Below are 15,304 nucleotides of genomic sequence, written 5' to 3'. Positions count from 1 at the left end.
GGTGTCAGCCGATGGGGATCTCCGCCCACACATACTTGCCGCCGCTCACCGGCACGGTGCCCCACGCCGACGCCATGGCCTCGACGAGGAGGACACCGCGGCCGCCGGTGGCCTGCCAGCCGATGCTGGCCGGTTTGATCGGGGTACGCGGCGAGTTGTCGGCGACGGCGACCCGCAGCCGGTCGTGCAGGAGGGTGAGGTCGAGGCGGACCCGGCCGTCGGTGTGCACGAGGGCGTTGGTGACGAGTTCGGAGACGACGAGCAGGACGGCGTCCGCCTCGTCCCGGATGCCCCAGGCCCGCAGGACGCGCCGGGTGTAGCGGCGGGCCTGGCCGACCGCCTGGGGCACCCGCCACACGGTCCAGTTCTCGCGGCGCGGGCGCACGGCCATGCCGTCGTAGCGGACGAGGAGCAGGGCCACGTCGTCGTCGCGGTTGGCGCCGCCGAGCAGGGTGTCGGCGACGACGCCGAGGTGGGCGGGGTCGGCGGCGGACAGGTCCGCGGCGAGCTGGTCGAGTCCGTCCTCCACGTCGAGGTCCGCCGACTCGACGAGGCCGTCCGTGGTGAGCGCGAGGAGGGCGCCGGGGGCCAGGCGCAGCGAGGCCATCGGGAAGTCGGCCTGCCGGAGGACGCCGAGCGGGGGCCCGCCCTCGGACTCGGTGATCTCGACGGTGCCGTCCGGGTGGCGCAGCACGGGCGGGATGTGGCCGGCGCGGACGTACCAGGCGAGGCCCTCCTCCATGTCGACGTCGACGTAGCAACAGGTGGCGAAGAGGTCGGTCTCCATGTCGACGAGAAGGCGGTTGGCGTGCGCGACGACGACGTCCGGGGGGTGCCCCTCGACGGCGTACGCGCGCAGGGCGGTGCGCATCTGGCCCATGAGGGTGGCGGCGCCCGCGTTGTGGCCCTGGACGTCGCCGATGACGAACGCGACGTGGTTGTCGGACAGGGGGATCACGTCGTACCAGTCGCCGCCGACCTCCAGCCCGGCGGTGGTGGGCAGGTAGCGGGCGACGGCGACCGCGCCGGGCAGCTGCGGCAGGCGGCGCGGGAGGAGGGTGCGCTGGAGCATGCCGACGAGTTCGTGTTCGGCGTCGAAGGCGTGGGCGCGCATCAGGGCCTGACCTGCCAGGCCCGCGGCGGCGGTGAGCAGGGCGCGTTCCTCGGGCCCGAAGTCGTGGGGGCTGTCCCAGCCGATGAGGCAGGCCCCGGCCATCCGGCCGCCGGCCGGCAGCGGGAGGACGGCGAGGCCGCCCGGTCCGACCTCGGCGAGTGCGGGCTCCAGATCGGCGTCGGCGGGCCAGATCGCGGCGCGGCCCTCGCGGAGCGCCGTGGCGAGGGTCGGCATGGTGCGCACCGGCGCGTCGGGCCATTCGGAGCGCCACTCGGTGCGCCAGACCTCGGGCCACGCCTCGGGCTGGGGCGGGTCGAGCACGGTGACGACGAGGCGGTCGCCCTCCAGTTCGGCGAGGGCGATCCGGTCCGCCTGGAGGGGCTTGCGGAGGGCGGCGACGACGGCCTGGCTGACGTCCCGGACGGTGCCGGCGGTGGCGAGGGCGGCGGCGAGGCGCTGGACGCGGGCCACGTCGCCGCGGCCGGTGCGCACGGTGGAGGCGTCGGTGACGGTGCCGACGAGGCGGGCCGGGCGGTCCTCGCCGCCCGGCAGCAGCCGGCCGCGCAGCCTGAGCCACTTCTGCTCGCCGGAGGGTTGCAGGATCCGGAACTCCAGTTCCCGGTCGCCGATGGACATGTGGTCGGCCTCGACGACGGACATCACGGCGGGCAGGTCCTCGGGCACGGTCATCGCGAGCAGGGTCTCGACCCGGCCCTCGAAGTCGTCGGGGCCGATCCCGAACAGCTCCAGGAGCTGGTCGTCGACCTCGACCTGTCCGGTGTCCATGGCCAGGTCGAACGAGGCGCCCGGCCCGAGCGGCGGGGGCGGGGCGGCCCGGGTGACCGCCCGCGCGAACAGGTCGAGGCACCGCCGGTCCTCGGGGGGGAAGCCGTCGAGGTCGTCGCTCACGGCGAGCAGGCAGCCCCGTTCGTCCAGCGGCAGCACCCCCACGGAGAACTCCCCGACGACCGAGCGGCGGGCGTCCGCGTCCTGGACGAGGTCGGCGGAGCCCCGCCACACCGGCCGGCCCGTGCGGACCGCCTCGGCGAAGGAGGTGGCGCCGGAGGTGGGATAGCTGTCGAGCAGCCCGTACAGGCTCGTCGGGACGCCGGCCGACCCGCTCAGCGAGAGCCGTTCGCCTTCGTCGTCCGGGGTGTAGACGGCTGCGAGCGTCGCGTCCGTGAAGACGAGCACCTGTTCGAGGATGGCGTGGAGGCGGTCGCGTGGGTCGAGGTCGTCGGCGAGGGCCGCCAGGGCAAGTTCGGCACGCGGCTTCCTCGTTCCGCGTTCCGCCGCACCCTCACTGACCACGTCCGCAATTACAGCGCTTCCGGCACGCTCGCGCAGCCCCTGCGGCCGTTCCGGGGAGACCGGAACACCCACCGCGCACAGCGGGGATCGAAACGCCCCGAACAAGTCTTTACGCATGCGTTCCGCACGGTGATCGCGTGACACGCGTGACGGCTTTCTGGTGACAGCCGTGACTGTCGGGCCGCCCCGCCCGGCTGGAAGGCTCGACGCCACACGGCCCAGGGACACGGCTCACACGACCCGGGGGAACTCGCATGGACAAGCGGTACGAGGCGTACGCACTCGCCGACAGACACTTCTACGAGACACCCGACCGGCTCTCGGCCGGTGAGCGCGCCGGCACGACCGCGCCCGAGTTTGACACGGCCCGCCGGGCGGTGCCGGAGGGCTGGCGGGCCGCCCGGATCGGCGACTGGCTGACCCTGACCCCCGTCGGCGGCGCCGGCCGTACGCGCCCCGCGCCCACCCAGGGCTGGAAGGTGCACGCCTCCGCCACCCGGGCGAACGCGGAGCGGATCGCGGCGACCGTGTGGGACTACTGCGTGCCCCGGCTGATCCCGTTCAAGTTCGTGCCCGGCCCGCATCTGCTGCATCTGCGCAACGCCAAGTACGCGGGCCGCGACACCAGCGGCAAGTTCGTGACGCTCTACCCGGCCGACGAGGAGCAGCTGCACCTCGTCCTGCGGGAACTGGGCGCGCTCCTGGAGGGCCTCGACGGCCCGTACATCCTCACCGACCTGCGCTGGAACGACGGTCCCTTGTACGTCCGCTACGGCGCCTTCGCCCGGTCCTTCGTCGTCGACGAGCGCGGCTCACTCGTCCCGGCGGTCCGCGACGGCTCGGGCACCCTGGTGCCGGACCAGCGGAAGCCGACCTTCCATGTACCCGAGTGGGTGACGCTGCCCGCGTTCCTCGCACCGCAGCTGGCGGCGCGGAACACCACCACGGTCGGCGATCTGCCGTACCGCATCGAGAAGGCCCTGCACTTCTCCAACGGCGGCGGGGTGTACGTCGGCACCGACACCCGCGACGGGCGCAAGGTGGTCCTCAAGGAAGGGCGCCCGCACGCCGGACTGGCCGCCGACGGGGCCGACGCGGTGACCCGGCTGGAGCGGGAGAGGGCCGCGCTGGAGCGGCTGTCGGGGCTGGGCGTCGTGCCCGGGGTCCGCGACTGGTTCACCCTCGGCGAGCACCGCTTCCTCGTCATGGACTTCGTCGAGGGCCGCCCGCTCAACGCGTACGTCGCCGAACGGCACCCGCTGCTGGCCTCCGATCCCGACCCGGACGCGGTGGCCGCGTACACCGACTGGGCGTTACGCGTCCACCGGGCCGTCGAGGAGGCGGTCGAGGCGGTGCACGGGCGCGGGATCGTCTTCAACGACCTGCATGTCTTCAACATCATGGTCGCGCCGGACGGGCGGTCGGTGTCCCTGCTGGACTTCGAGGCGGCGGCCCCCGCCGAGGAGAACGGCCGGCAGATCGTCGCCCACCCCGGCTTCCTGGCACCCCCGGACCGCACGGGCCCCGACGTCGACCGCTACGCCCTCGCCTGTCTGCGCCTCGCGCTGTTCCTGCCCGTCACCTCGCTCCTCGTGATCGACCGGGCGAAGGCCGGGCATCTGGCCGAGGTGATCGCGGGACAGTTCCCGGCCGTGCCGCGACGGTTCCTGGACGAGGCGGTCGCCGAGATCGTACGGGCGGGCGCGGGCACCGGGAGCGGGGCGGACCGCCACGGCCGTGCCCCAGCGGGCGGCGACGGCGGGCGGGAGCTTGACGCAACGGGCGGCGACGGCGCACGGGGGCGCGGCGCGGCGGGCGGCCCCGCACGGGGGCTTGGCACAGGAGGCGGCGGCCCCTCCGTCGTCCCTGCCGCGGCCTCGCCGTTCGCGTCGCTCGCCGAGCCCGTGGACTGGCCGTACAGCCGGGACTCGATGGTCAAGGCGATCCTGGCGTCGGCCACACCCGAGCGGGACGACCGGCTCTTCCCCGGTGACGTCGCCCAGTTCTCGGACGGCGGCGGTCTCGGCCTCGCCCACGGCGCCGCCGGCGTGCTGTACGCGCTGGCCGTGACGGGGGCCGAGCGGTACGAGGAGGGCGAGCGCTGGCTGCTCGACCACACCGACCCGGTGCCCCTCGGCACTCCGCTCGGCCTGTACGACGGGCTCGCCGGGGTGGCGCACGTCCTGGACCTGCTCGGTCACCGGGAGCGGGCCCTCGACCTCGTCGAGCGCGTCCTGTCCGAGAAGTGGCACAAGCTCTCCTCCGACCTGCGCGGCGGCCTGGCCGGACTCGGGCTGGTCCTCGGGCACCTGGCGCGGGCCACCGGCGAGACGGAGCTGGACGAACACGCCGACGACATCGCGGCGCTCCTCGTGCGGCGCCTCGCCGAACCCCGCCCCGCACCGCCCCGCCGACGCGCCGGGCTGCTGCGCGGCGCGAGCGGTCCCGCGCTTCTCCTGCTGCGCCGGTACGAGGCGACGGGCGACCGGGCGCTCCTCGACTCGGCGGGCGACGCCCTGCGGCTCGACCTGGAGTGCCTCGTCGAGCAGAAGAACGGCGGCCTGGCCGTCGACGAGGGCTGGCGGACGATGCCGTACCTCGGCGACGGCGGGGCGGGCGTCGGCATGGTCCTCGACGACTACCTGGCGGCCACGGGGCTCCTGTCCGGGCCCGCTGCCTCCGGCGAGTTCGAGCGGGCCCGCGCGGGTGTCCTCGCCGCCGCCACCTACCGCTTCTACGCGCAGCCCGGCCTCTTCGAGGGCCGGGCCGGGATGATCCTCCATCTCGCGCGGACGGGCGCGTCCCGTGACCTGCTCAGGGAGCAGATCGACGCGCTCGGCTGGCACGCCATGCCGTACCAGGGGCAACTCGCCTTCCCCGGCAGTCACCTGATGCGGCTCTCCATGGACCTCGGTACCGGAACGGCGGGGTGCCTGCTGGCGCTCGGCGCGGCGCTCGCCGACGACGCCCGGCCCCACCTGCCGTTCCTTCCGCCGCCACGGCGGCCCTGAGACGCGGCTCCCCGCTCTGACGGAGTCGTGACGCACCACCCCCGTCCCCAAGTCCCCTTCGGGGGACCCAACCGAAAGGAATCGACATGGCACTCCTCGACCTGCAGACGATGGAAGCAGACGAGACCACGGGCACCGGCGGGCCCAGCTCCCTGAGCGTGCTGTCGTGTGTGAGCGCGGCGAGCATCACGCTCTGTCTCTGACCCGCCGGGGCGGCAGCCCCCGGACGGTTCTTCCGTCGCATCGGCGCGGCACCGCGGTCGCATCCGCGGCGGCGGGGTCGCGCCACGGCTCCGGACGGTCCCTCCTCCCCAGTCCGGGGAGGGGCCGTCCGGGCCGTGCGCATGTCCGGGCCCCGTACGGTGCCTCCCCGCCCGGGTGGAGCGACCGCGGCAGTTCCCTGGCAGTTCCCCTCGGCCCCACGTCAGGACGGGTATGACGACCCTCACCGACCCCGGTGGTCATGGTCCGGCCGCCACGTCCACCGACCCCACCGACCCCGCCACGGCCCGCGCCCGCGCGTCGGGCACATCGACCGCACCGATCGCGCCGCCCGCGTCCGACGCCCTGCTGTCCGCGACGGTGCGGTACTCCGCGCGTCGCTGCACCGCCCTCGTCCTGGTGGCCTTGGCCGGCGCGGGGGCGAACCTGGTGCTGCCGGTCGCCCTCGGCCGCGCCCTGGACCTCCTGCTGACGGCCGACCCGGCGGCGACCCGCTGGGTGCTGTGGTGCGCCACGCTGATGCTGCTCCTCGCCGTGCTGGACGCGGTGGAGACCGTCGTCGGCGGGACGACGAACGCGCGGGCCACGGCCTGGCTGCGCCGGCGCCTGACGGGGCACGTGCTGGCGGTGGGCCCGCGCGCCGTCGCCCGGTCCGGGCCCGGGGACCTGGTGGCACGGCTGGTGGGGAACGCCGCGCAGGCGGGGACGGCCCCCGCCACCGTGGCTGCGCTGCTCGCCGCCCTCGCCGGGCCGGTGGGCGCGGTGGTGGCGCTCGCCCTGATCGATCCGTGGCCGGCGGGGGTGTTCCTGGTCGGGGCCCCCGTCCTCGCCCTGCTGCTGCGCGGCCTCGCCCGTGACTCCTCGGCCTGTGTGACCCGCTACCAGGAGCTCCAGGGCCGTATCGCCGGCGGACTGGCCGAGGCCGTCGCAGGTGCGCGCACGATCGCGGCGGCAGGAACCGCCGGCCGGACCGTGGCCCGCGTCCTGCGCCCGCTGCCGGAACTCTCCCGCGAGGGCCACCGCATGTGGCGCGTCCAGGGGCGTGCCGCCGCGCAGGCGGCCGCCGTGGCCCCTCTCCTCCAGATAGGGGTGCTGGCCACGGCCGGTGCACTGCTCGCCCGCCGACAGGTGTCGGTGGGCGAGCTGCTGGCCGCGTCCCGCTACGCCGTGCTGGCGGCGGGCGTCGGTGTTCTCGTCGGACAGCTCTCCGGGCTGGTCCGCGCCCGGGCGGCGGCCCGCCGCCTCTCCGAGGTGCTGGCCGAGCCTCCTCTCGCGTACGGGGAACACCGGCTGCCGCCGTCCGGGCGCGGTCGGCTGGAGCTGCGCGGGGTGACCGTCCGCCGGGGCGCGCGCCCCGTCCTCGACGGGGTGGACCTCGTCGTACCGGCCGGGACCACGCTCGCGGTGGTCGGCCGCTCCGGCGCGGGCAAGTCGCTGCTCGCCGCCGTCGCCGGACGTCTGGTCGACCCGGACGAGGGAGAGGTACGGCTGGACGGCGTACCCCTGCGCGCGCTGGACCGCCGGGAACTGCGGGAAGCGATCACCCATGCGTTCGAACGGCCCGCCCTGCTCGGTGACTCGATCGAGGACACCATCGCCCTCGGCGTCTCCCGCCCCGCCCCCGGCCGGGTGCGCCGGGCCGCCGAGGCCGCCCGCGCCGATGTCTTCATCGACCGCCTCCCCCACGGCTACGCCACGCGCTGCGCGGAAGCCCCCCTGTCGGGCGGCGAGGCCCAACGCCTCGGCCTCGCCCGCGCCTTCACCCGCGCGCCCCGTCTCCTCGTCCTCGACGACGCCCTCTCCAGCCTCGACACGGTCACCGAACGCCACATCACCGCCGCCCTCCTCCATGGCACCCCCGCCCGTACCCGCCTCCTCATCACCCACCGCCCCACCACGGCAGCCAGCGCGGACACCGTCGTCTGGCTCGACGGGGGGCGCGTGCGGGCGACGGGCACGCACAGGGAGCTCTGGCGGCTGCCGGGCTACCGGGAGCTGTTCGGGGCGGGGGGCGATGGTTCGGTGGGGGCGGGAGGGGCATCCGGAGGCGTACGGAACGTCGGTCGCAGCGGTCCCGCCGGTCCCGCCGGTCGCGCCGGTCGCGCCGGTCGCGCCGGTCGCGTCGGTCGCGCCGGGAAGAGGAGCGCGTCGGACGGCGTCTGCGGGCCGCCTTTCCCAGCGCGGGGAGAGACCTGATGCGGGGGCGACGGCCCGACAGGCAGCCCAACTCCCCGACGCCGGCCACCGAACCAGACTCGGGCGAGCAGCGCGTGGAGTCCCGCGCGGCGAGCAGCGAGGAGCACCCGGAGCCCCGCACGGCGAACAGCGAGGGGCGTCCGGAGCCCCGCACCGCGGACGGCGAGAAGCGCCCAGGGCCCCGCACGGCGGACGGCGAAGGGACCGGGCCGGTGGGAAGCGACCGCGCCGACGCCACGCCGGGCGACACCGTCGGAGCCCCACCAGGCGGCACCGCCGGATCAGCAACCGCCCGCGTGGTCGCCGAGCCACCGGCCCCACCCCGCACCCCTCACCCCACCCCCGCCAAACCAACGGCCCCACCCCACACCCCACACCCCGGTCTCCCGGGGCGCGGCGTCCGCTTTCTGTGGCGGCGGGCCTCCGTCGTCGTGCGGCTCGTGGCATGGTCGGTGTTGGAGACGGCGCAGACGTTCCTCATGGGGTACGCGCTCGCCCAGGCCCTCGACGAGGGGTTCCTGGCCGGGCGGGCGGGCGTCGGGCTGGCGTGGCTCGGTGTCGGGGCCGCGGCCGTGGTGGTCGGGGCGTTCGGGACCGGGCGGGTGTACGGGTGCGTCGCGGCACTGGTCGAACCGTTGCGGGACCGTCTGGTGCGCGGCGTCGTCGAGCGGGGTGTGCGGGAGGCCGACGACGGCGCGCTGTCCGGGCTGACCCAGCAGGTGGAGATCGCCCGGGACACCTTCGCCGGCCTGGTGATGGTGTCCCGCTCGTTCGTGTTCACGGCCGCCGGCGCGCTCGTCGGGCTGTTCTCGCTCGCTCCCCCGCTGCTGCTGGTCGTCGTCCCCCCGCTGGTGGTGGGCGTGGCCCTCTTCCTCGCGTCGCTCCGCCCCCTGGCGCGCAGGCAGGAGGCGTTCCTCGTGGCCGACGAGGCCCTCGCCACCGGTCTGGGCGCCGTGTGCCCGGGGTTGCGGGACATCACGGCGGCCGGTGCGGAGGAGTCGGTCGCCGACGACACGGGGCGGGGCGTCGACGCCGAGTACCGCGCGGCGCGCTCCCTCGCCCGCTGGGGGGTCCTGCGGGTCGCGTCCCTCGCGGTCGGCGGCCAGCTCCCCGTCGTGCTCCTGCTGGCGGCCGCCCCCTGGCTGCTCGCGCGCGGTGTGACCGCGGGCGCCCTCATCGGCGCGCTCGCCTACGTCACCCAGTCGCTCCTCCCGGCCCTGCAGAACCTGGTCCACGGCCTGGGCACGAGCGGCTCCCGCCTCGCGGTGGTCCTGCGCCGACTGGCCCCGGCGGACGAGCCGTCGCACGCGCCCCGGCGGGGGCCAGGGCCGGCCCCGGCCCCGATGACCCGCCCCACGGGGCCGCGACAGGAACCGGCGTCGCCCCCCGCCGCAGCCCACCCCACAGCCCCCCGAACGCCTGCGGCCGCCCCACCAACCCCGACCGACCCCCCACTCCCCCCCACCCCGCCCGACGCCCTGACCCTCTCCTCCGTCACCTTCGCCTACGGTCCCGCCGCCGCGCCCGTGATCGAGGACCTCGACCTCCGGGTGCCCCGGGGCACCCATCTCGCCGTCGTGGGTCCCAGCGGCATCGGGAAGTCCACGCTTGCCGGGATCGTCGCGGGGCTCCTGCTCCCCCGGCACGGCTCCGTCCATTTGTGCGGACATCGGGTGCCCGGCGCCACATCCCGCGCACACCGGGTGCTCATTCCGCAGGAGGCGTACGTCTTCAGGGGATCCCTAGCCGAAAATCTCGGCGAGCTACGGCCGAAACCCGTGCCCCAGGAGGAACTGTGGGCCGCCGCGGAGGCCGTGGGGCTGACGGAGCTGATGGAACGGCTGGGCGGGCCGGGGGCCGAGATCGACCCCGGCGCCCTGTCCGCCGGCGAGCGGCAGCTGATCGCCCTGGCCCGGGCCCATCTGTCGGACGCGCCGGTCGTGATCCTCGACGAGGCGACCTGTCATCTGGACCCGGAGGCGGAGGAGCGCGCGGAGCGGGCCTTCGTACGGCGGCCGGGCACGACCCTCGTGGTGGTCGCCCACCGTGCCGGCTCGGCCCACCGCGCGGACCGTGTACTGGTCATGGACGGCCGCCGCGTCGCGTTCGGCACGCACGACGACCTGATGACCCGCTCCCCGCTCTACCGGGACCTGATGGGCACATGGTCCCCCACGGCCCCGGTCCCGTCGTCCCCCACGGCCCCGGTCCTGTCGTCCCCCACCGACCTGGTCCCGTCGTCAGAGCCAGCCCTCGCCCTGGGAGATCCGGATGGCGTCGATCCTGTTGCGCGCGCCCGTCTTGCGGGTGATGGCGGCCATGTAGTTGCGCACGGTCCCGTGGGACAGATGAAGGCTGCCGGCGATCTCCGCGACGGAGGCACCCTCGGCAGCCAGGGATAACACGCTCAGCTCGCGTCTGGTCAGCGGCATCTCGGCGGCCTTGAGGAAGCCGAAGCCGAGCGAGTCATCGACGAAACGTTTCCCCACGGCGACCTGGCGGATCGCGGCCACCAGCCGCTCCGGGGCGCCCTCCTTGTCCACGTAGCCAAGGGCCCCGGCCTCCGCCGCGCGCTTGAGCAGACCGGGGCGGCTGGCCTGGGCGAGCACCACGAGCCCCGCGGCGGCGCCGCCCGCGCCGCCGCGCAGATCGCCGAGGGGTGGGATGCCCACGGCGTCGGCGCAGTCCAGGTCCGCCGCGCAGACGTCCGGCCGCAGGGACCGCGCACGCCCCGGCGCGGTGCGCCAGGGCGCGTCGTACACCAGCAGGTCGGTCTCCCGGCGGAGCCACTCCGCCAGTACCGACCGGACCAGACATTCGTCGTGCACGAGAAGCACCCGGATCACTATCGCCCTCCGCCTCCCCCGGCCGCCGCCGCTTCCTCGTCTCAGCGCGTGCCCATTGTTGGCGTCTGTGACCGCGCACGGTTCACGAAGAACCAGCCAACGGGGTGCGCGGGGGCGCACGCACGGCGCCCGTGGGCAAGGTCGCGCATCCATCCAGGGGGAATGTCCGCGGCGAGTCGGGGTACGAGGGCTCAGCCTCCGCGGAGTGCTCGCCGTGCGTGTCGGGCCGTCAAGAGGGAGCCTTGACGCGGGGGCGTGGCGCGACCGTGCGAGGAGGTGGTCGGCATGTCCGACGTCCCGGCGTCCGGTGAGCGGACGACGGTCGAGACGGCACGCGTGGGCCACCCCCTGCTGTCCCTCGCGCTGGCCGCGATGATGGACGACGTCCAGGCGCACTCCGGTGCGGTGTACCTGCTGGCCCATGACGCGCCCGTCCTGGAGATGGCGGTGATGGCGGGGCTGCCTCGGTCCTTCGCCGCGCCGTGGGAGCGGGTGAGCCTGAGCGCCCCGGCCCCGGTCTCCGAGGCCGTCCGGAACCGGCGGCTGGTGTGGGTCAACGGCGAGGAGCAGATGGCCCGCCGCTACCCCCGGATCGCCGTCGTCCTGCCCTATCCGTTCGCGATGGCCGCACTGCCGGTGGCGACCCGTGACACCACCTACGGCGCCGTCTTCCTGACCTGGCCGGGCTCGCACCCCCCGGAGCTCAGCGAACGCGAGCGGGACAAGCTCACCTCGGCCTGCGACCGGCTCGCGATACGGCTGCGGCGCGCGGAGGAGGAGGGCAGGCCGGTACTGCCTGAGCCGGACCTCTCCGCGCCGTCGACGACCACGGTGGCCGGGACGCTCGGCACGGTGGAGGCGGCCCGGATGGTGGCGCGGCTGCCGTACGGGATGTGCTCGCTCGATCTGCACGGGCGGATCACCTTCGCCAACGCGGCCACCGCCGAGCTGCTCGGCATCCCGGTGAGCGCGCTGCTGGGCATGCAGCTGTGGGCGTCCGTGCCGTGGCTGAACGACCCCGCGCACGAGGACCGCTACCGGGCCGCGCTGATGAGTCAGCACATCACGTCGTTCATGGCGTTGAAGCCGCCGGGCGAGTGGCTGTCGTTCCGGCTGTACCCGGGGACGAACGGGCTGAGCGTGCGGATCTCCCGGGCCCGCTCGGTCGCCTCGCCGAAGAGTGCCGCACGCCAGGAGGACGACGACGGGCCCGGCCGGCTGGTGACCATCGACCATGTGCTGGCCATGGCGAGCGCCCTCACCGAGGCGGTGGGGGTGCAGGACGTGGTGGAGCTGGTCGCGAACGAGATCGTCCCGGCCGTCGGCTCCCAGGCGCTGGTGATGCTCGGCTCCCGGGCGGGACGGCTCCATGTGCTGGGCCACCACGGGTACACGGACCCGCACCTCGTCGAACGATTCGACGGCATGCCGCTGAGCGCGCAGACCCCCGGCGCCCGCGCCCTGACCGCCGGGGTGCCGGCCTTCTTCGAGAGCCGGCAGCAGCTGGAGCATCTGTATCCGGTGCGCCAGACGACCCCGGACGGGATGGGCGCCTGGGCGTATCTGCCGCTGATCGCCCAGGGGCAGCCGGTGGGCACCTGTGTGCTCGGGTACGCCGATCCGCATCCCTTCCCGGCGGAGGAGCGCGCGGTGCTGACCAGCCTCAGCGGGCTGATCGCCCAGGCGTTGCAGCGGGCGCTGCTGTACGACGCCAAGCATCAGCTCGCGCACGGTCTGCAGGCGGCGCTGCTGCCGCACTCGCTGCCGTCGATCCCCGGTATCGACGCGGCCTCCCGCTATCTGCCGGCGACCCGGGGCATGGACATCGGCGGCGACTTCTTCGACCTGGTGCTCTCGCACGGCCGGGCGTCGGCGGTGATCGGCGACGTGCAGGGGCACAACGTGACGGCGGCGGGGCTGATGGGGCAGATCCGTACGGCCGTCCGCGCGTACACGACCGTGGGGCAGGCGCCGGAGGACGTGATGAGCAGCACCAACCGCCTGCTGATCGACCTCGGCAGCGATCTGTTCGCCAGTTGTCTGTACTTGCGTCTCGACCCGGCGCACGGCACGGCCGTCATGGCGCGTGCCGGTCATCCGCCGCCGCTGCTGCGCAGACCGGACGGGCGCGTGAAGGTGCTGGACCTCGCGGGCGGGCCGCTCCTCGGCATCGACGCGTCCGCCACGTATCCGACGACGGAGGTCGCGCTCTCGGAGGGTTCCGTGCTCGCGCTCTACACCGACGGGCTCATCGAGTCGCCGGGCGTCGACATCGAGGACGCGCTGGCCGATCTCGGGGAGCGGCTCGCCACGACCGGGAACCGGCCGCTGGAAGCGCTCGCCGACGGGCTCGTCCGGGAGACGGGGACGGCGGAGGAACGGTCGGACGACGTGGCGTTGCTGCTGCTGCGAGCGGTCGCCACCGGGTGACACGACGATCGCGGGCGCGGTCCGCGGGCCGGAACACGACACATGGGGCACGGGACACGGGACACGGGACACGGGACACGGGACACGGGACACGGGAAGGATGGCGCCATGGAACATGTGCGGGGAATCGGCGGGTACTTCGTCCGGGCCGCCGACCCGGAGGCCCTGAGCGCCTGGTACCGCGACTGCCTGGGCCTGGACATCGACGCGACGGGGCTGTGGCGTCAGGAGGCCGGGCCGACGGTGTTCGCGGCGTTCGAGTCCGGGACCGACTACTTCGGACCGGGTGACCAGCGGACCATGCTCAACTTCCGGGTGCGGGACCTGGACGCGATGCTCGCCCAACTGCGGGCCGCGGGCGCCGATGTGGCCGAGGAGACGCAGGAGATGGACGGTGTCGGCCGGTTCGGCTGGGTCACCGATCCCGAGGGCAATCGCATCGAGCTGTGGCAGCCGGTCTGACCGTCACCGACCGCGGACACGGCAGCGGTCCGGCCCTCCCCTCGGAGGGCCGGACCGTTCCACCTGCGGGCCGGTGTGGTGGGGTGCGGCCCGCGGGTGGATCGTGGGACCGACGGTCCGCTGTCAGTGGCCGCTGATCACGGAACCGTCGTCCACGCCTTCACCGGTGTGCGGTCACTGACTGGCGTCGCCCTGGTGGTCGACGCCCTGGTCGTCGGCGCCCTGCTGCTGCTCCTGGCCCGCACCGGCGTCGCCGGCACCGGCCACGGCGCCCGCGTCGCCCTTGTCGCCCGCACCGGCGTCGCCCGCGTCACCGGCACCGCCGATCGCCTGCTCGCCCGCGCCCTCTTCCTGACCGGCGCCCGCGCCGCCGTCGGCCTGCTCGCCCGCACCCGCGCCGCCGGCCGCTTCCTCTCCGGCACCCGCGGCGTCACCGGCACCGCCATCGGCCTCCTGGCCGGCGTCCGCGCCGCCCTCGCCTATGGTGGCGCCGACCGCCGCGAGGGCGGTGGTGACGGGCTGGAAGAAGGTCTCGCCGCCCACGGTGCAGTCACCGCTGCCACCGGAGGTCAGACCGATGGCCTGGCCGTCCTGGGTGAAGAGCGAGCCGCCACTGTCGCCGGGCTCGGCGCAGACGTTGGTCTGGATGAGGCCGGTGACGGTGCCCTCGGGGTAGTTGACCGTCGCGTCGAGGCCGGTGACCTGGCCGTCGGCGAGACCGGTGGTGCTGCCCATGCGGAAGACCTGGAGGCCGACGGTGGCCTCGCCCGCGGCGTCGATGTTCACCGTCTGGCCGTTGCCGAGGTCGACGGTGCTGGCCGCCTGGGTGGCGGGGTCGTTGTACTTGACCAGGGCGAAGTCACCGACGCCGGGGAAGGTGGCGGTCTCCGCGTCGACGGTGCCGATCGGCGCGCCGCCCTCCTCCTCCGCCCACTCGGGCTCGACGACACCGCAGTGACCGGCCGTCAGGAAGCCCGGCGTGCCGTCGGCGTTGGTGACGTTGAAGCCGGCCGAGCAGCGCGCGCCGCCGCCGAAGATGGCGTCGCCGCCCTCCAGGAAGGGCTTGAAGGTGCCGGCGGACTTCTTGACGGTCGCCATGCCGGCGCCGAGGGACTTCACCGTGGACTCGACGGTGTCCCAGTTCTCGCCGGTGACCGTGGAGTCGGCGGTGACCTGGATCTTGTTGGTGCGGGGGTCGATCGCCCAGGCGGTGCCCGGGACGGTCGCCTGCTTCTTCAACGTGGCGGCGCCGGCCTTGAGCTCGGACCAGCTGTTGTCGACCTCACGGATCTCGGCGCCGGCCTGCTCGGCCTGGGCGAGCACGTTGTCGCCGCCCTGGATCCGCTGGCGGTCGACGTTGACGACGAGTTGCTTGTCGCCCGAGTCGTAGTACGCGCCTGCGAACGCCTCGCCGAGCGTCTTCTGGAGCTGGGCGGCGACAAGGGAGGCGTCACTCGCGGCGAGCGTCTTCGGGGCGGCCTGGTTCGACTCCGTCTGGGACGCCATCGCGTTCGGCAGGATGAGGGCCGCGGCCCCGAGCGCCGCCACACCGCCTGCGGCAATGAACGCCTTACGCTTGGTGGCTCGTTTGTGACTCAACTCTTGACCTCCTGGGGACGGGGTCCGTGCCGCCGTCCTGCGGGTGAACTGGGGGCGCCTGGTTGCCAGTTGGTACGGATGGTTCCGGTGGGGTGTTCAACGCCTCGCGAAAA

Annotated in this window: 8 protein-coding genes and 1 pseudogene; 6 read left to right on the top strand and 3 right to left on the bottom strand. The window is 74.6% G+C overall.

The genetic code is table 11. The annotated features are described in order from the left end of the window. Positions 1 to 4: 4 nt before the first annotated feature. Entirely contained in the window at positions 5 to 2,425 is a 2,421-nt protein-coding gene (locus tag M8J73_RS03795) for a SpoIIE family protein phosphatase (protein WP_249828221.1), read from the bottom strand. A gap of 254 nt (positions 2,426 to 2,679) precedes the next feature. Between M8J73_RS03795 and lanKC the strand changes: the two genes are divergently transcribed. The 4 genes from lanKC (at position 2,680) to M8J73_RS45180 (ending at position 10,256) form a co-directional block, all read left to right on the top strand. Next, complete coding sequence (gene lanKC / locus M8J73_RS03790; RefSeq protein ID WP_055538773.1) at positions 2,680 to 5,436, top strand: class III lanthionine synthetase LanKC; 2,757 nt, start codon at positions 2,680 to 2,682, stop codon at positions 5,434 to 5,436. 86 nt (positions 5,437 to 5,522) lie between these two features. Further along, the gene (locus M8J73_RS03785; RefSeq protein ID WP_005483995.1) at positions 5,523 to 5,639 is read left to right on the top strand and encodes a SapB/AmfS family lanthipeptide; all 117 of its coding nucleotides are present in this window, start codon (positions 5,523 to 5,525) and stop codon (positions 5,637 to 5,639) included. Between the two features lie 232 nt (positions 5,640 to 5,871). Then, a complete protein-coding gene (locus tag M8J73_RS03780; protein ID WP_249828220.1) occupies positions 5,872 to 7,854 on the top strand; it encodes an ABC transporter ATP-binding protein in 1,983 nt (660 codons plus the stop codon). After that, positions 7,854 to 10,256, top strand: coding sequence for an ATP-binding cassette domain-containing protein (locus M8J73_RS45180; protein ID WP_372503884.1), 2,403 nt, complete (start codon positions 7,854 to 7,856; stop codon positions 10,254 to 10,256). The genes M8J73_RS03780 and M8J73_RS45180 overlap by 1 nt, the downstream gene beginning before the upstream one ends. Here the strand turns inward: M8J73_RS45180 and M8J73_RS03770 are convergent. Further along, positions 10,179 to 10,853: pseudogene (locus M8J73_RS03770) on the bottom strand (LuxR C-terminal-related transcriptional regulator); the annotation flags it as partial. The gene M8J73_RS45180 and the pseudogene M8J73_RS03770 sit on opposite strands and share 78 nt — an antisense overlap. Positions 10,854 to 10,985: 132 nt before the next feature. On the opposite strand from M8J73_RS03770, the gene M8J73_RS03765 reads away from it, so the two are divergent. Further along, a complete protein-coding gene (locus M8J73_RS03765; protein ID WP_249828219.1) occupies positions 10,986 to 13,130 on the top strand; it encodes a SpoIIE family protein phosphatase in 2,145 nt (714 codons plus the stop codon). Positions 13,131 to 13,238: 108 nt separating this feature from the next. Next, entirely contained in the window at positions 13,239 to 13,592 is a 354-nt protein-coding gene (locus M8J73_RS03760; RefSeq protein ID WP_063799234.1) for a VOC family protein, read from the top strand. Between the two features lie 174 nt (positions 13,593 to 13,766). Here M8J73_RS03760 and M8J73_RS03755 read toward each other — a convergent pair whose 3' ends face one another. After that, positions 13,767 to 15,191, bottom strand: a complete 1,425-nt coding sequence (locus M8J73_RS03755; protein WP_240501405.1) for a S1 family peptidase — start codon at positions 15,189 to 15,191, stop codon at positions 13,767 to 13,769. Between the last annotated feature and the right edge of the window lie 113 nt (positions 15,192 to 15,304).

The organism is Streptomyces neyagawaensis, assembly GCF_023516595.1.
In the GTDB taxonomy this organism is placed as follows: domain Bacteria; phylum Actinomycetota; class Actinomycetes; order Streptomycetales; family Streptomycetaceae; genus Streptomyces; species Streptomyces neyagawaensis.
The sequence above is the reverse complement of the archived record's forward strand: the minus strand, read 5'-3'. Positions and strand labels throughout refer to the sequence as shown.

Bases quoted from the DNA above. Each gene is read 5' to 3' on its own strand.
- M8J73_RS03785 (WP_005483995.1), top strand. From the start codon at position 5,523: ATGGCACTCCTCGACCTGCAGACGATGGAAGCAGACGAGACCACGGGC.
- M8J73_RS03780 (WP_249828220.1), top strand. From the start codon at position 5,872: ATGACGACCCTCACCGACCCCGGTGGTCATGGTCCGGCCGCCACGTCC.
- lanKC (WP_055538773.1), top strand. From the start codon at position 2,680: ATGGACAAGCGGTACGAGGCGTACGCACTCGCCGACAGACACTTCTAC.
- M8J73_RS03765 (WP_249828219.1), top strand. From the start codon at position 10,986: ATGTCCGACGTCCCGGCGTCCGGTGAGCGGACGACGGTCGAGACGGCA.
- M8J73_RS03760 (WP_063799234.1), top strand. From the start codon at position 13,239: ATGGAACATGTGCGGGGAATCGGCGGGTACTTCGTCCGGGCCGCCGAC.
- M8J73_RS45180 (WP_372503884.1), top strand. From the start codon at position 7,854: ATGCGGGGGCGACGGCCCGACAGGCAGCCCAACTCCCCGACGCCGGCC.